At 57.6% G+C, this 16,249-nt stretch carries 13 protein-coding genes and 1 pseudogene; 2 read left to right on the top strand and 12 right to left on the bottom strand.

The genetic code is table 11. The features are described from left to right. Positions 1-2 precede the first annotated feature (2 nt). From GTU79_RS17380 to GTU79_RS30580, 7 genes are all read right to left on the bottom strand, one after another. Positions 3-800, bottom strand: coding sequence for an ABC transporter permease (locus GTU79_RS17380; RefSeq protein WP_203523245.1), 798 nt, complete (start codon positions 798-800; stop codon positions 3-5). Further along, positions 797-1,792, bottom strand: coding sequence for an ABC transporter substrate-binding protein (locus GTU79_RS17375; RefSeq protein WP_203523244.1), 996 nt, complete (start codon positions 1,790-1,792; stop codon positions 797-799). The genes GTU79_RS17380 and GTU79_RS17375 overlap by 4 nt, the downstream gene beginning before the upstream one ends. 402 nt (positions 1,793-2,194) lie before the next feature. Continuing rightward, positions 2,195-3,862 carry a carbon-nitrogen hydrolase family protein gene (locus GTU79_RS17370; protein WP_203523243.1) on the bottom strand — a complete coding sequence of 556 codons (1,668 nt, stop codon included), beginning with the start codon at positions 3,860-3,862 and terminating at the stop codon, positions 2,195-2,197. A 61-nt stretch (positions 3,863-3,923) separates the two neighbouring features. Continuing rightward, a complete protein-coding gene (locus tag GTU79_RS17365) occupies positions 3,924-4,850 on the bottom strand; it encodes an ABC transporter substrate-binding protein (RefSeq protein ID WP_214513192.1) in 927 nt (308 codons plus the stop codon). Positions 4,851-4,874: 24 nt separating this feature from the next. Further along, on the bottom strand, positions 4,875-5,651 hold the full coding sequence (locus tag GTU79_RS17360; protein WP_203523241.1) for an ABC transporter permease: 777 nt from the start codon (positions 5,649-5,651) through the stop codon (positions 4,875-4,877). After that, positions 5,648-5,812: a hypothetical protein gene (locus GTU79_RS30585; RefSeq protein ID WP_253073346.1), complete on the bottom strand. Its 165-nt coding sequence runs from the start codon at positions 5,810-5,812 to the stop codon at positions 5,648-5,650. Before GTU79_RS30585 ends, GTU79_RS17360 begins: the two co-directional genes overlap by 4 nt. Before the next feature lie 313 nt (positions 5,813-6,125). Further along, positions 6,126-6,446: an ATP-binding cassette domain-containing protein gene (locus GTU79_RS30580; protein WP_253073345.1), complete on the bottom strand. Its 321-nt coding sequence runs from the start codon at positions 6,444-6,446 to the stop codon at positions 6,126-6,128. 272 nt (positions 6,447-6,718) lie between these two features. Between GTU79_RS30580 and GTU79_RS17350 the strand changes: the two genes are divergently transcribed. Continuing rightward, positions 6,719-7,999, top strand: coding sequence for a sigma 54-interacting transcriptional regulator (locus tag GTU79_RS17350; protein ID WP_214513191.1), 1,281 nt, complete (start codon positions 6,719-6,721; stop codon positions 7,997-7,999). 41 nt (positions 8,000-8,040) lie between these two features. Continuing rightward, a complete protein-coding gene (locus tag GTU79_RS17345; protein WP_214513190.1) occupies positions 8,041-8,346 on the top strand; it encodes a helix-turn-helix domain-containing protein in 306 nt (101 codons plus the stop codon). Here the strand turns inward: GTU79_RS17345 and atzF are convergent. The 5 genes and pseudogenes from atzF to GTU79_RS17315 form a co-directional block, all read right to left on the bottom strand. Continuing rightward, a complete protein-coding gene (gene atzF / locus GTU79_RS17340; RefSeq protein WP_203523239.1) occupies positions 8,333-10,141 on the bottom strand; it encodes an allophanate hydrolase in 1,809 nt (602 codons plus the stop codon). The two genes, GTU79_RS17345 and atzF, sit on opposite strands and share 14 nt — an antisense overlap. A gap of 87 nt (positions 10,142-10,228) precedes the next feature. After that, positions 10,229-13,843: pseudogene (gene uca / locus GTU79_RS17330) on the bottom strand (urea carboxylase). 172 nt (positions 13,844-14,015) lie between these two features. Beyond that, entirely contained in the window at positions 14,016-14,654 is a 639-nt protein-coding gene (locus GTU79_RS17325; protein WP_203523237.1) for an urea amidolyase associated protein UAAP2, read from the bottom strand. Further along, positions 14,647-15,447 (bottom strand): urea amidolyase associated protein UAAP1, encoded by an 801-nt coding sequence (locus GTU79_RS17320; protein WP_203523236.1) that lies wholly within the window; start codon positions 15,445-15,447, stop codon positions 14,647-14,649. Before GTU79_RS17320 ends, GTU79_RS17325 begins: the two co-directional genes overlap by 8 nt. Before the next feature lie 21 nt (positions 15,448-15,468). Next, positions 15,469-16,248 (bottom strand): ABC transporter ATP-binding protein, encoded by a 780-nt coding sequence (locus tag GTU79_RS17315; protein WP_203523235.1) that lies wholly within the window; start codon positions 16,246-16,248, stop codon positions 15,469-15,471. Between the last annotated feature and the right edge of the window lies 1 nt (position 16,249).

The raw sequence follows: 16,249 nt of genomic DNA, 5'->3' as shown, positions 1-16,249 counted from the left end.
TCCTAGACCCTCCACCACAGCAGATGTTTGCCGATAAAGGCCAGGATGCGATCCACGACAAAGCCGGACAGGCCGATAATCACCATGCCGAACATGATCAGATCGTTATTAAAAAGATTGCGGCCCATCATGATAATGGCGCCCATACCGTCATGCAGGCCGACCATTTCCGCCACCAGCACCGCCATCCAGGCCGCGATAAAATTAGTGCGCAGCAGGGTGAATGCGCCGGGCAGGATGGCGGGCAGCACCACCCATAACCAGCGTTGCCATGGTCCGGCGCCGAGATCGTCGGCGACGATATGGAATTCCTCCGGCAACCGGCGGATCTCGGCCAGCGTGCCGATGGTCAGGATAAAAAAGACGCCCATGAAGACGATAAAGACTGCGGTCGGGTTACCGATGCCGAACAGGGTAATGGCGGTGGGGATCCAGGCAATGGGCGCGATGGGCGACAGTAAATAGATCAAGGGACTGACAACCCAGTTGACGACTTTTGACAGGCTCAGCAGCATGGCGGTTAAAATCGCGGCGATAAACGCGATAAATAATCCGCTAAATACCCGGATGAAGGTGGCGAGCACCGACTGGCTCACCGGCGTGGACTGGCTGCCGAGCCCGATGCGAAAATCGCTTTGGGCAATCTCGGCGAGGAAATGGCTCGGCGGAGGCAAGACCGCCGCCAGTGATGAATCGCTGTTGCCGGCGCAGAACTCCCAAATAAGCACCAGGCAGGCGATGGAGGCGGTACCGACCATCACGGGCAGGTACCTTTGAACGCCGGTGTCTGACTGGCTCATTTCTTCTCCAGACCGCGGATCATATCCAGACGGAAGATATCCTCGGCGCGCGCACCGCCTTTGATGTAGCCGAGTTTACCCAGATCGTCCACCACGCTCTGAATCGAGGCCAGATCCGGCGTGAAACTGATGGGAGCAGGAGCGGACTTGAACGCCCGCGTCAGTACGGCGGGGGAGACGCGGAAATAGTGGCCCTTATCCAGATAGCTCACCGCCTGGTCGGGGTTTTTATTGATAATGTCCGCCCCGCAGATAAGCCCGCTCAGAAATTCCCTGACCACGATTTTTCGCTGGCTAAGGGTTTTATCCAGCACGCTAACCACTGCATTGGGGGAATATAACGACCAGGTTTCGGCATTATTGGTTAACAAGGTGGAGCCTTTATTCACCTCCATATCGGTGGTATAGGGCTTGATATGGCTCAGAATATCCACCTGGCCGCTGCGGTAGGCTTCCACCATCGCCAGCAAATCATTGAAATAGACCAGTCGCACGCTTTTGGGATCGATACCGTTGCGGGCGAATTGCCGGTCAAGGATCAGCTCCAGCGTATCCCCCTGCAGCGTGGCTATCTTCAAGGGATGGCCGGGGTGTTGTTGGATATAGGTTTTTAAATCCGCCATGCTGTGTAAACCCAGCGAGCCTTTAGCCACCACCTCCATGATGCCCCAGCCCCCGGCGGCGGAAATCACCCGGATCGGCACACCGCTGTTGGCGGCAAAAAACGGCAGAGTAAATGGATTGATACTAAAATCGATGGCGCCGCCTGCCAGCGCCGCGTTATTGTCGCCGGGATTGGCAAAAAACACCGTCTCCACGTCCAGCCCTTGGCGGGTAAAGCAGCCGCTTTCCTTGGCGACAAAAAGCGGCGCCATATCCAGCGCCACCAAATGGCCGACTTTGACATGGGTTAATGTCTCCGCCCCTTGAACAGGCATAATAGTTAAGCCTAATAACGTGGCACCGATGATTAATCCGACGTTAGGTTTCATGCTGGCTCCGGTAATTGAGATATTACTCTCCTATGGCATCAAGCACAGGGAAGAGTATTGGGTTCAATTAGTAATACCCCGACATTGTTGACGGGTTATATAGCGGCGACTCAATGTAAACATCGATTTTCTTGAACTGACTGTTTATCCGAAATAGTGGTTTTGATTGAATCATACAAAATATGGGACCATCTCTTACCATAAGAAATTCTTTTCGATAAATATTTAAGGCCGCTGATGTTAATATGATATTAATATCCAAAGGGTTATCTTGGGCTATTCATTATTTATTCCTGCATCGATGATGGTTAATTGTATAAATCAGTATTTAATCAACGTTGAAAACGAAATCCATTCAACAGCGGACAACGCTATTGTCGTTAACCCATAGAGATTATCCCATTAAGGTTGGCGCGATAGGATCCCGTAACTGTCCGTCAGGCGGTTGCGCAACATATTTACCCCGGGAATCATCTCTTTTTGCCGGGTCAGGGCGCGGTTGGCGTACAGGGGGGTTACCGCGCCCCAGCGGGGATTGGGCGGTAGCAAGGCGTCTATATCCCAGGACGGGAAACCGGCGGGGGGAATAATAAACGAACCGCCGGGGGCGGGGGCGTCGCAGCGGTTGGCGCAGACGACATAAACGCGATTATCCTCAGCCTTCGGCACCGCCAGCAGGTTCCTTTGGTTCGGGTGTCGCCAGGCGCAGCTCCATAGGATAATTTCCGCCCCCAGCAAGGCCAGCACGCGGCTGGATTCGGGAAACATTCCGTCATAGTCGTTAAGCAGTCCCAGACGGCCAAAATCGGTCTCGAATACCTGGAAGCCTCCGTCCGCCACCGCGGCCCAATCGCGCGTGCCGGGGTTGGCATGCACCTGGGCCTGGCGTCCGATAACGCCCCGCGGGCCGACTAAAACCATTTCCGGCAGCAGCGCGCCTTGCCGTTCCTCTACGGTGGGCAGGGCGATTATAGTGCCGTAACGCCGGCACAGTTCGGCGATGCGGGCGATGACGGCCCCGCTGTCCCGGGCCAACAGGGCGGCATTATCGGCATCCGGGCGCCAAAGCGGGGCGGCGAACCAGGCGGGCAGCGCCATAACCCTGATGCCCAGCAACGCCGCGTGTTCAATCATCTCCAGCGCGTCGTCCAGGGTGTGACTTTCGCTCACATGGGCCTGAACCGCCGCCAGTTTGACGGTGCTGTTTTCAGGTATCAGCGCTTCCCCCATCAATGCCGCCAGGGGGGTGGTTGCAAACGGCTGATTGATGATAGCGTAGGTTTCCGGCCGGCGATCCGTCAGTTTGTCGCCGCCGAATTGCCATGGCTTACGGTCCCGGTCCGGCAGGCTTATCCGCGCGCTGGCCACGCCGTGGACATCATAAGGCACCTTGGCCTGCACCCGGCCCTGCGGGTCGACAATCATGCTGCCTCCCGGATAGTAGATACTCCGCTCTACGCCGGATTTGGTGGCGGCCACATACCAGCTGCCATTTTCATATGCCCGGGCCGGCACCCACATTTCCGCCTGGTCCATGGCGAAGAAATTTGCCATATCAATCACCACATCCACTTTTTGCGCCGCCAGGCAGCGGGCGATTTCCGGAATGCGCCCGTCAAAGCAGATAAGCAACCCCAACCGGCCCAGTTCGGTATCCACAAAGGGATTGCCCTTCACGCCGACCTCAAACCAGTTCTGATCATGGGTGGCCAGGAATTGTTTCTGATAATGGCAGATAAGGTTTCCCGCCGGATTAAACAGCACACCGGAATTATAGATTTTGCCATCCTCGGCTTTTTCGGTCATGCCGGAGGCGATGAAGACATTATATTCGCGGCACAAGGCGGCCAACGCCCGGCAATAGCGGCCGTCCACCGGTTCGGCCAATGCCCGGCAGTGCGCCGCCGAGTCAAATAGATAGCCGGTGTTCATGCATTCCGGCAGTACGATCAGTTTGGCGTCTTGCCTTACCGCCTCGCGCACACCGGCGGCGGCCAGGGCGATATTGGCCTCGATATCGCCGAGTACGGCGAGTGTCTGAATGACGGCGGCATTAAAGGTGATAGTCATGGTTTCTCACTTGGTAAAATCATTGTTGTTCAGGATCATCGGTTTGACATCCATAGGTTTTTCAGCACGCCTTCTTTTCGAATACATCCACCAGGGCCTGATAAGAATGGATATCCTCGGCATCGATATCTTTCCAGGCCCGCAGGTAAGGCTGCGCCACCAAAGGCAGCTGATCCGGCTTGATGGGCGTGAAGTCGGCGATAACCGGGCGGTATTGATCAAAGCGTTCATTGGCCAGACGGGTGGACTCATCCAATACCGCGACCACCTTTTTCGCCGTTTCGGGCCGTTCCTTGATGAATTTTGTGGTTAATAACGAGACGCCGGAATAAAACGGATCGGCTATCAGGGTCTCGGCGGGATTGGTCAATGCCCGTTTGGCTTCGCCGTCGGCCACGGCGATGGAGCCGACCGGCTCCAGGGACAGTGTGGCGTCAACGCTGCCGGAAACCACCGACGGCACCTGCAGGCCGGTAGCGATATCCTGCATATGCACGTCTTTATCCGGATCCAGGCCGGACTGACGCACCATATAGCGGGCAAGGGTCCGCCACTGAATGCCCGGCAGCTGGCCCATGTTTTTTCCTTTGAGATCGGCGAAACTTTTTATTGAGGAATCCTTGGCGACAATCAGGCCGTCATTGATGCGATGGTATTTGATGCTTCCCCCCTGCAGGCCGAACACCTTGAAGGTGCCGGGAAAACGGGACTCGGCCAGTACCGCTATACCGGCGGCCGAGCCCGGCGCGCCGACATCGGCCTGTCCCGAGACCAGTGAATCGATAATCTGATTCGGGTTCTCGAATTTGACCGCGTTAATATCGATTCCCGCTTTTTCAAATAATTTATCGTGCATCGCAATATAAAAAGCGGTGGTTTGCATAATGGGCAACCAGGCGACGGTGACTTTTTCATTTGCCCATGACGGCAGAGCAGAGAATAAAAGAACCATCGAGGTTGCCGCCGCCGGCAACGTCAGTCGTTTCATACAATTTCCTTATGGGGTGATGATTTATTTACCAGACCATTTAATAAAATGGCGTTCGACGATAAGAAAAATGAAGTTGATTAAATAGCCGATGCATCCGGTTACTATAATTGAGCTGTACATCTCGGCCAGGTTATAGACTTGTTCCGCGTCAATGATCCGGTGTCCCATCCCGGTGGATGAACCGATAAACATTTCAGCGACAATAATGACCACCAGGGCATAAGAAACCCCGAGCCTTAAACCGATAAACGTTTGCGGCAGCGATTCGTACAGCAGCACGTCGCGCAGAATGCGCCATTGGGATGCACCCATGACCTTGGCCGCCAGGATGCGGGTTTGCCGTGCGTTCATGACGCCGTAGGCCACGTTGAATACGATTACCAGGCAGGCGGAGAACGCAGCGATGGCGATCTTTGACTCTTCGCCGATGCCGAAAATCAGCAGGAACAAAGGGAATAACGCGGTAGCGGGAGTGGAGCGAAAAAAATCAATTATAAATTCCACGCTGCGATATATCAGCTTGCTGGAGCCGATGGTAATACCCAAGGGTATGCCGATAATAGCCGCAATCAAGAAAGAATAGACCGTTCTTAATACCGTTTGGATAAAATCGCCCCACAGGCTGCCGTCGGCGATACTTTGCAAGAATGCGTTAAAGGTTTCCAGCGGACCGGGCAACAGGCGCGGCGTGACCCAATGGGCCGTATGCGCTAGGCTCCAGATAATAACCAGTACGATTGGACCGATAAAACCGGGGCGAAAAAAACGAGAGTGACGCCGTAATGAAAGCCTGATCATTTATGAACCTCTTGCTGGAAAATTTCCAGGCTGCGCCGTTTGGCCTCTAAAAATTCAGGCAGTTGCAGCGTTCGGTCGTTTCTGGGATAGGGTAGGTCCACCGGCACAATTTCAACCACACGGGTAGGTCTTTTACTGAGCATTAATACTTGTTCAGCCAAAATACCGCGTCCTCAAGATCGTGAGAGACCAATACCATGGCAATTTTGCTTTGGGTAAATATCAACTGTAATTTATCCCTGATGAACAGGGTCATTTCATAATCCAGAGCGGAGAAAGGTTCATCCAGGAAAACAATTTCCGGGTTGGGCGCTAAGGCCCGTAATATTGATATAAGCTGTTGCTGCCCGCCGGAAAATTCATAGGGTAGCGGTTGAGATCAAATTTAATGTCGAATTGTTCAATGAGTTCATCGAGCCGCTGATGTCGTTCAGCGGCCGGCATGCCTTTAATTTTGAGGGATATTCGATATTTTCATAGGCCTTCCACCAGGGAAGAGCGCCTCGCGATAATTTTGGAAAACATACCCGATGGTGGCTTTACTGATATCCCGGCCATTATAGAGTATCTGTCCCCGTCATAAGGCGTCAAACCGGCCATCATGTTGATTAAGGTGGATTTGCCGCAGCCGTTCGGGCCGAATATGGAGGTAAAGGTGCCGTATTTAAAATCGAAGTTGAAATCGTCGTAGATGATCTCAGAACCGAAATTTTTACAAAGATGGGTTAGGGTGACCACGGAGGTGTTTGGCCCCGATGAATAGGAGTTAGCCGAGTCGGTTACCGTCGCGTGCATTAATCTACCCTTAGCATTGTTAAGCATTAAACTAAAAATGAATGAATCCTGTGATATTGAATAAAGCAAGAGTTGCGCCAAATGGGGTTAATTTCTTTTTTATTTATAATACAAATTAAATCAGCAGCTTGTCCTTACCAATGGGAAAGGTGTGCGCCGGATTGGGGTAGGCTGGCTGGTCTAGAAAATCAATATTATTGACAAGTTAATAAATTATTAATAATTTAACATTAGCCTGCTATTCGGCCTTAACGCTTCCCACAAGGTATGCCATGAAACGCGCTTTCCACCAGCAGGTCTCATCCGCGCGCGCCGCGCTGACGCCCGATGTGCATGTGAATGTCGACTGGGCGCAGCATGAGCTGTTTTTTCGGCGGGAGATGGCGGAGATATACAGCCGGGATACCGATACCGACCAAAATCTGCGGGAAGTTTTCCATCTGCTGTCGGAGATTTTAGGCCTGAACCGCGGCAGGCTATTTATCTATGACGACAATAGCGGATTGTTATCCATCCGCTGCGCCTATGGCCTGACCGAAAAGGAAAAAGCCCGTGGGATACTCCGTCCGGATGAGGGCGTCACCGGCAAGGTCTTTGTCTCGGGCCAGATGACCATCGTTCAGGATATTGACTCCGAGCCCACCTATCTTTGGCGGTCCGTGGCCCGTTCCGCGATGCCCAGCGGCACGACATCAATGTTTTTTTTCCCTATAGTCCTGGATGGTAAAACCCGCGGGGTGTTTTGCGCCAACCGTTTTCGCGGCATATCGCGCAACCTGACCGCGGATATCGGGATCATGCACGAGGTGGTGGGACATATTGGCCAGATGCTGCGGGTGGAAGAACTGATTGCCGAACGGGTGCAAACCCACACCGTGGCGCTGGAGCATGAAAACCGGGCATTACGCCAAGCCTTGAAGCACGATACGCTCAAGTACGGCATCTATGGCGATTCCGTCAAGGTCCGTACCGCCATCCGGCAAATCGAACAGGTGGCGGCTAGCGATGTCACGGTATTGCTGGTGGGGGAATCGGGCACCGGCAAGGAGCTTTTTGCCAACGCGTTGCATATCGCAAGCCGGCGCGCCGAGGGCAAATATATCAAAATGAACTGCGCAGCGGTGCCGGAAAGTCTGTTCGAGTCCGAATTATTCGGTCATGAAAAAGGGGCCTTTACCGGTGCGATGACGGCAAAAGCCGGACAGTTTGAACAGGCTGACAATGGGACTCTTTTTTTAGATGAAATAAGTGAATTACCGCTTAACTTGCAGGCAAAGCTCCTGCGGGTATTGCAGGAGAAAACCATACAGCGCATCGGTGGCAGGGAACGGGCGGTGAACGTGCGGATCATCGCCGCCACCAACCAGGATTTACGCCAGCGGGTGGCGGAAGGCCGATTTCGGCTGGATCTCTTCTATCGGCTGTATGTGGTGCCGATTTTCCTGCCCTCGCTGCGGGATCGGCCGGAAGATGTACCGATTTTGATTCAGCATTTTATCGAGGAAGCCAATGTTGCTTTTCAACGGCGGGTTCACTGCTCGGGGATGCTTTAGCCGCCCTGATCCGCTATTCCTGGCCCGGAAACGTTCGCCAATTGCAAAATGTGGTAAACCGCCTGGTCCTGCTGTCCGAGTCGCCCCTGGTTGACGCGGCCGAGGTGGCGCCCATCTTGGCAAACGAAGAGGGCACCACGTCCGCGCCGGCGGAAAATCCGGCGCCGGAACCGGAGAAAAAATGGATGGGGGTGCCGGCGGCGCGCATCGAAGCCGACGATGCGCAGGCAATATTGCAGGCGCTTCGCCAGTCGGACGGTAATAAGTCCCGTGCGGCGCAGAAACTGGGCCTGACGCTGAGCCAGCTGGTCTACCGGCTACGCAAATTCGGCCTTACTTCGGGATAGCGGCCATATAGTTTCTCCAGCCGCCATAGGCGGTAATGTCCTTCGCATTGCGCAGCGCCTCCGGTTCGCAGATAAAACCTTTAACATGGCGACCGTCCGCCAGCGTCAGGGTGCCTATGCCCAGGGGGGCCGGTATTTCGGCGACGAACTCCCCAAAGCGCGCCAGAGGGATATCCCACAGCTCCACCTCAATGAACCCGCCATCATCGGTCTTTACCAGCCCGGGCTTAGGCGGCTGCGTGTTCGCCAAGGCATAGAGACGATATTGCCGCGCGGTTTGCGTTTTTTCCACCAGTACTCCATTCCGGTCGGTAAGCTGGAAATTGAGCGGCATACCGCTGAGATGAGCGCCCACCACCGCGACCCGCACCTGATGGGCCGGCGCAGCGGATAACCCTGCGTCCGGCGGCGGCAATGGGCGGCCGGTCGCCCCCAGCGTAAGACCGAGGGCCTGTTGCCAACGCCGGCCGAAATCCGCCAGCGCGTGGTCATGCCAGGCAGGGGCTATCAGGGTAATGCCGGCCGGCAAACCGTCATCCCGTAAGAAAGAGGGGAGCGCCAGCGCGCAGAGATCGGCCAGATTAACAAAGTTGGTGTAAGTACCGAACTGCGAATTATAACGAACCGGCTCCTGTTTCATTTCTTCCAGGGTACGGATGGTGGGGGAGGTGGGCACTACCAGCGCATGATACCCCGCCAGCGCCCGGTTGATAGTTTGTGCCAGTTCGGCGCGCAGGTATTCGGCCCGCCAGGCATCGCAGGCGCTGAAGTTAAAACCGTTGGCGACAATGGCGCGCACCACCGGATCCAATGAATCGGGGTTGGTCTGCAAACGATCGCCGATTCCCACGGTGCGCTCGGCTACCCAGGCGGCACTGTAGAGTTGTTCCGCCAATTGAGCGAAAGGGGCGAAATCGATGCTTTCAAGCGTGGCGCCGCTGGCTTCCAATTGCCGTAAAGCCTGCCGGAAAGCTTGTTCGCTGTGCCTATCGCCAAAAAACTCCAGACGTTGCGGTACGGCGAAGCGCGGCGCGGCGGGCATTGCCGCCGGCGCGGTGTGGGGATTGCCGCGTGAATAGGCATCATTCTTATCATAACCGCCGGCTAGATGGGCTATCCGCTGGGCATCGTCGACGGTCAACGCAAAAATAGAGACGCAGTCCTGCAGGCGGCAGGCGGGCACCACGCCGGAGGTAGACAGCCACCCTTTGGTGGGCTTGAGCCCGACGATATTATTGAATCCGGCCGGAACGCGACCGGAGCCGGCGGTATCCGTCCCCAGCGCGAAAGGAACCAGCGCGCGCGCCACCACTGAAGCCGATCCGGAACTTGAGCCGCCGCTGACATAGGCGGGATTGAAACTGTTGGGTACGGCACCGTATGGAGACCGCGTACCCACCAGTCCGGTGGCGAACTGATCCAGATTGGTTTTGCCGATGACGATGGCGCCGCATGCCCGCAGCCGGGCGACCACTTCCGCATCCCGTTCCGCTTGATAAACAAAATCAGGACAAGCCGCGCTGGTGGGCCAGCCGGCCACATCGATATTGTCTTTGACCGCAAAGGGAATACCGTAGAGCGGTAACGACAGCGGATCTCCCCCCAGATCCTCCAAGCGCCGCGCCAGTTCGGCCAACTGCGGCGCCAAACCTTCGGCGCCGGGCAGATAAATCCATGCCGTATCGTGTTTAGGAAGTCCGTCCAGCAGGGCGGTTAAGGTCGCCCTTACGCTGTCCGGATCGTTTTGGTAATGCCGTTGCCATTCATGCAGTGTGCCAAGGGTCATAGGTTGCATAATCCGATTCCTGTCAGGTCGGTAAAGAAATGATTTTGGCGCCGATTATCGGGATCGAGCGCCTGGCCCAGGTTTTCATCGGGAGGGTTAATCTCCTTCCTGTTCAAGTATCAGCAGCAGTTGGCCCGCATGGACCTGCTGTCCCGCCGTACGCACTACGCGACGCACCCGGCCCGCGCCAGGGGCCGGAATGGGAATTTCCATTTTCATCGATTCAAGGATTCCCAGGGTCTGGCCCTCTTTCACCCGGTCGCCGGGTTTTACCTGCCACTGCCAGATGTTGCCCGCCACCTGGCTGTCCACGCCCAGGCAGCCCGGCGGCAGCATATCCGTATCCGCGGTGGATTCTTCCGGCGGGGCGCTGTCAAAGGTGAACTGGCCTTCGGCGCGCCAGCGCGCCAGTTCCTGGTCGAACGCCAGCCGGCGCCGCTGGGTGAATTGCGTAATGTCTTGATGCTGTTCCGCTAACAGCCGCTGGTAATCCGCCAGGCGAAAATGTCCCGGTTCGGTGCGCAGCGGGTAAAGTCCGTAGGGAAAACGCTGGCGGATATCCTGGAGTTCGGCGGCGCTCACCGGTTAAAACCGGATTTGATCGAAAAAACGCAGCAGCCAGGGTTGGGTAAATTCAGCGGTCTTGCGATCACGGTTCCACATTTGCAGGGTTCGTCCGACAAACTGGTAACCGCCGGGGCCTTCCATACCGTAAACGCAAAGATAGGCGCCGCCGATACCCACTGAATTCTCCGCAGTCCAGGTCCGCGCCGGATTGTATTTGGTGGTCACCAGACGGTGAAGGGGACTGAGGGGGACGGCAACCGGCGCGCCAAGATAGACATCTCCCAGCCCCATGACCAGATAACGGGCATTGAAGACGATGTCCTTGACCCGATCCACCGAGTCCAGGCCGTTGATCCGTCGAATGAATTCGATATTGCTGGGACACCATGGCGCGCCCGGGCGTACCGATTGGCTGTATTTCTCGATGGCCTCCCGGCAGGCGTCATCATCCCAGCTTAAGGGAAGCCAGACGGTGCGGGAGGGAACGTCGACCTGCGATAAATCCCCTAATGCCTGCTCCCCTTGCTGCAAATGCGCGATCAGGGCGTCTCGCGGGCACTGCAGGCTGTCGAAGTGAATCTGCAGGGAGCGGATCCCCGGCGTAAGCTCCTGCATCCCCGGCAAGGTATGCCGTTCCAGCCATTGCATTAACGCATGGGCGCGAAAACGCAGCGAAATATCCGCTACCTGTTCACCGTATTCCACCAGGATGAACCGATCGCCGGCGGCGCGGTAGCTCACCGCCGGGTAGGGGGATAGCGCGGGCCGGTGCCAAAGCAATGGTGAAGTACGGCAGCGGGCCGCCGCGCCCGGTTCCCAACCCCGCAACGCGGCGATGTCCTCTTCCGCCTGTTGCGCCAGCTGGTCGGCCTGTTCCAGCGATACCGGTACAAAACGCACCCGATCGCCGGCTTTGAGCTGGCCCAGTTGCCACAGGTCGGCATGGATAACCGTCGCCGGGCAGACGAACCCGCCCAGGGATGGCCCGTCGGGACCCAGGATCACCGGCATATCGCCGGTAAAGTCCACGGTACCGAACGCATAGGCGTTATCGTGGATATTGGACGGATGCATACCCGCTTCGCCGCCGTCGCTCCGCGCCCACTGCGGTTTCGGACCGATCAGCCGGATGCCGGTGCGGCTGGAGTTATAGTGAACCTGCCAGACCGCGCCGAAAAACAGGTCGATGTCCTGTGGGGTAAAAAAGTCCGGTGCGCCCTGGGGGCCATATACCCCCCGCGGTGGGCGGATTCCCGCCAGGGCCGGCCGCAGATCCATGGGCAGCATGTCCGGTTGGGTCCTGTCGATGTCCGGCGGCGTAAAGTGAAGAACATCGCCGCTGCGCAATTGACGCCCGCCATGTCCGCCAAAACGGCCCAGCGTAAAGGTACTTCGGCTGCCAAGATAAGCAGGGCAACGCAATCCCCCCGCCAGCAGCAGGTAGCTGCGGCAGCCGTTGCCGTAGACGTTGCCCAACGCTAACGTTTGACCGGCGCGGACCCGGCATACACGCCACATGGGGAGTGCGGCGCCGTCAAGGGCCGCTTCAATATCCGCGCCGGTGATGACCAGCGAGCAGTCATGATTTATGCGCAGCACCGGCCCGCGCAGGGTGATTTCCAGCCCCGCGGCATCAGCGCCGTTGCCTAGCAGGTGGTTGCCGAGACGGAAAGCGCGGCTGTCGAAAGGACCCGATGGCGGTACGCCCACATGCCAGTAGCCGGTACGGCCGGGGAAATCCTGGATGCTGGTCAATGTGCCAGGCGAGACGACATCCAGCGTCGCCGGCCGGTACCGTACCGTTCCCAGGGACGCCGTGCGGATTTCGCCCGCCCGCACCAGCGGCAGTTCCAGCAGATGGCGCAGATAATCGAGATTGGTTTCAATACCGTATAATTCGCTGTCGGCCAGTACGGCGGCCAGGGCGTCCAGGGCGGCGTCGCGGGTTTCTCCCCGAACGATGACCTTCGCCAGCAGCGGATCATAATGGGGTGAGACGTCGCTGCCGCTCTCAACCCAGCTATCAATTCGCAGTTCCGCGCCGCCGGGCGCCTGCCGGGGGAATACCACCCGGGTCAGCAGCCCGGCGCAAGGAGAAAATTGCTTGGCCGGGTCTTCCGCATATAACCTGGCCTGAATCGCGTGGCCACGCGGCGCGTTAGGCGCCAGCGTCTCCAGCGGCGGCAGGCATTCCGCGCCCAGTTCAATCATCCATTGGACCAGATCCACGCCGTACACCATCTCGGTGACGCCATGTTCAACCTGCAGCCGGGTATTCACTTCGAGAAAGTAAAACGCTTCCGTGGCGGCGTCATACACGAACTCCACCGTACCGGCGCTGCGGTAACCGACCGCCCGGCCCAGGCGCACGGCGGCGGCATGTAACGCCCGGCGCACCGGGGCCGGCAAATTCGGCGCGGGACACTCCTCCAGTACCTTTTGGTTACGGCGCTGCGTGGAGCAGTCACGTTCGCCCAGGGCAATGACATTGCCCGCGCCATCGCCGAAAATCTGTACCTCGATATGGCGCGCCGCGCCGATGTACTTTTCGACGAAAACGCCGTCATCGGCAAAATTATGGCCCGCCAGCCGTTTAACCCGGCTGAATGCCTCAAGGAGCATAGCGGCGTCATCGCAACGCTGCATGCCGATGCCGCCCCCGCCGGCGGTACTCTTTAGCATCACCGGATAGCCTATGTCCCCGGCGGCCCGCAGCGCATCATCCGCATCCGCCAACAGTCCGCTGCCCGGCAGCAGCGGCACACGGTTGATCTTTGCCAGTTCGCGGGCGCGATGTTTCAAACCGAAGGTAACCATCTGCCGGACGGTGGGACCGAGAAACACCAGGCCGTTCTGCTGGCAACGTTGCACAAAATCGGCGTTTTCACTGAGAAATCCATAACCGGGGTGAATCGCCTGCGCGCCGCACCGGGCGGCTATGGCCAGCAGCTTATCCTGGTGGAGATAGGTCTCGCGGACGGTTCCTTCCCCCAGGCTATAGGCTTCGTCCGCCTGGCGGACATGCAGCGAATGGCTGTCCGATTCGGCATAGACCGCCACTGACCGGATGCCTAATGTTTTCAGCGTGCGGATAATGCGCACCGCGATGGCGCCCCGGTTGGCGATCAAAATGCATGTAAACATGATTAACTCTCTTGGCTAACGGCAGGTCGTCCTGCATCTCTTTGGCGCGTATTTTCCCGGGACGTCCCGCGTCGCGCATTGACCGATCCGCTTCACACCGAGGCGGCGATATCCACCGCCGGCCTTCCGCGACGTTAGGCATGCCCCGCCGGCATCGCCCGATATCCCCTGTTCATGACCAGACCGCCACCTCAATGGGGGTTGGGTTATAGCCATTACAGGGATTATTGAGCTGCGGACAATTGGAAATCAGCACCAATACATTCATCGCCGCCTCCAGCTCGACATACTTGCCCGGTGCGGAAATGCCGTCGGCAAAGGTCAGCCCGCCCTCGGCCGTGACCGGTACATTCATGAAAAAGTTGATATTATGACCCAGGTCCCGTTTGGTCAGGCCGAATTCCGGGTGTTCGGCCAGCGCCAGCATCCAGCTATCTCGACAGGCGTGCATGTGGCGTTTTTCCAGCGAGTAGCGCACGGTATTGCTCTCGGTGGCGCAGGCGCCGCCCACCGTATCGTGCCGGCCGCAGGTGTCGGCGACGATCTTCAGCATTGGCCGATCCTCGCTGGAGCGCAGCACGCTGCCGGTGGTGAGGAACAGATTGTTTTGTCCCCGCACGGTGTCCGTCATGCTGTAGCGTTCAGCGGTATCGTCGGCGTTGAAAAACAGCGTATCCACCGCCTGATTGCCTTCACTGTCGGTGATCCTCAGCGTCTGTCCCGCCTCCAGGCGGTAGAGCCAATAATCCCCCGCATTGATTTGGCGCCGGTAGAGGGTATCCTGTGTCCGGCGAGGGCTGGTTTTAATCATGATGGCATTCCTGGGCAGGCGCGGCATGGCTGTCGCCGAGCATTGTTCCGGCAGGGGCTATGGTTCCTGCGGGGGCTATGGTTCCTAAATAGTACAGCGCGTTATTCGCCTGTCCGCGCCGGTTTTCCTCGCGGGTCAGGCAGGCTTCCGGCAGCGGCGCAAGGTCGGCCGGCAGGGCTATCTCCACCGGCGAACGGGGATAAGCCCCGGCCTGACTGAGGGGATGGGGGCAGGTATGCAACACTACCAGGGTATCCATGGCGAAACGCAGCGTGACGGACGCGCCGGGAAGGGCGGGCGATTCCAGCCGCAAATTGCCCTGTTCGTCGGCGCTGACCCGGGAAAAGACATTCAGGCAGGCGGCCAGATCCCGTTTACCCAGGCCGTATTTGGTCAGTTCCACCAGGAAACTGTCATAACCGTTCTGGTGACGATCGTTGCGCGCCTGCTGGTAATCGGACGCTCCGAAACGCTGCTCGGTAAGCTGCGCGTTCATGGTGCCGCATACCGTATCGTGCCAGCCGAAACTATCTTGTTCGATTCCGCAGAAAATGCGGCCCATGTCTGAATAGAGGCAATGCCCGGTGGTGAGGCGGAACGTATGCTGGCACTTCATGGTGTCCGGCGCGTTATAACGCTCCAAGAGGTTCTCAGGGTTATAAAACAGCATGCCCACATTGGCGCCGCCCCGGATATCGGTCAGGCGCAACGCGGTGCCGCGCCGCAGCCGGAGCGACCAGTGCGCTCCGGCCGGCAATACGGTTCGATATAACAATTTACTGCTGTCGGTCATGATCCCTCCTTATCAGCGGATTCAGGCTACGTCCTGCCGCGGATAAACAATGTTGTCGAGCTGTCGTTCCAGCCCGGCCGAATTACGGTCTAACGGAATGTCATAGGTAATGCTGGCGCCCCAGCGATCGGGGGCTTGCGGGTCGTGACGGATTTTGTCAAAAACCCACAGGCGGGACCCGAGGGAAAACCCCTCTTTAAGATCGTGGGTGATCATGAAAATGGTCAGCCGGTGCTGCCGCCACAAATCGGTGATCAATTGATGCATATCGCGGCGGATACCCGGATCGAGGGCGCCGAAAGGTTCGTCCAGCAACAGTATCCGCGGTTTTTTGGTTAGCGCCTGCGCCAGCGCCAGACGCTGCTGCATCCCGCCGGAGAGCTGGTGGGGATATTTGTCGGCGGCCTGTCCCAATCCTACCTGTTGCAGCATGGCGAGGGCCTGCGCGGCGATGTCGCGCCGGGCGGATCCCCAGACTCGCCCCAGCCAGCGCGCCTGCGTAAACTCGGTACCCAGCATCACATTCTCCAGCGAGGTCAGATGGGGAAATACCGAGTAACGCTGGAAAACCACGCCGCGATCGGCCCCCGGCTCCTGCGGGATCGGCTTGCCGTCCAATAGCAACGCGCCTCGGCTGGGCGGCTCGATGCCCAGCATCATATTCAGGAAAGTGGTCTTGCCGCAGCCCGATGCGCCAACAATGGACACAAACTCTCCCTCGTTTACCTCTGCGTTTAAACGTTCCAACACCACTTGATCGCCATAATGTTTCTCCAGCCGGCGCAGACTCACTAAACTCATG

Origin of the sequence: Sodalis ligni, from assembly GCF_016865525.2 — a bacterium.
In the GTDB taxonomy this organism is placed as follows: Bacteria; Pseudomonadota; Gammaproteobacteria; order Enterobacterales; family Enterobacteriaceae; genus Acerihabitans; species Acerihabitans ligni.
Note: the sequence above shows the minus strand (reverse complement) of the source record. Positions and strands in the feature narration are given on the sequence as shown.

Excerpts from the sequence above, each read along its gene's own strand:
- GTU79_RS17380 (WP_203523245.1), bottom strand. The coding sequence starts at position 800 with ATGAGCCAGTCAGACACCGGCGTTCAAAGGTACCTGCCCGTGATGGTC.
- GTU79_RS17375 (WP_203523244.1), bottom strand. The coding sequence starts at position 1,792 with ATGAAACCTAACGTCGGATTAATCATCGGTGCCACGTTATTAGGCTTA.
- GTU79_RS17370 (WP_203523243.1), bottom strand. The coding sequence starts at position 3,862 with ATGACTATCACCTTTAATGCCGCCGTCATTCAGACACTCGCCGTACTC.
- GTU79_RS17365 (WP_214513192.1), bottom strand. The coding sequence starts at position 4,850 with ATGAAACGACTGACGTTGCCGGCGGCGGCAACCTCGATGGTTCTTTTA.
- GTU79_RS17360 (WP_203523241.1), bottom strand. The coding sequence starts at position 5,651 with ATGATCAGGCTTTCATTACGGCGTCACTCTCGTTTTTTTCGCCCCGGT.
- GTU79_RS30580 (WP_253073345.1), bottom strand. The coding sequence starts at position 6,446 with ATGCACGCGACGGTAACCGACTCGGCTAACTCCTATTCATCGGGGCCA.
- GTU79_RS17350 (WP_214513191.1), top strand. The coding sequence starts at position 6,719 with ATGAAACGCGCTTTCCACCAGCAGGTCTCATCCGCGCGCGCCGCGCTG.
- atzF (WP_203523239.1), bottom strand. The coding sequence starts at position 10,141 with ATGCAACCTATGACCCTTGGCACACTGCATGAATGGCAACGGCATTAC.
- GTU79_RS17325 (WP_203523237.1), bottom strand. The coding sequence starts at position 14,654 with ATGATTAAAACCAGCCCTCGCCGGACACAGGATACCCTCTACCGGCGC.
- GTU79_RS17320 (WP_203523236.1), bottom strand. The coding sequence starts at position 15,447 with ATGACCGACAGCAGTAAATTGTTATATCGAACCGTATTGCCGGCCGGA.
- GTU79_RS17315 (WP_203523235.1), bottom strand. The coding sequence starts at position 16,248 with ATGAGTTTAGTGAGTCTGCGCCGGCTGGAGAAACATTATGGCGATCAA.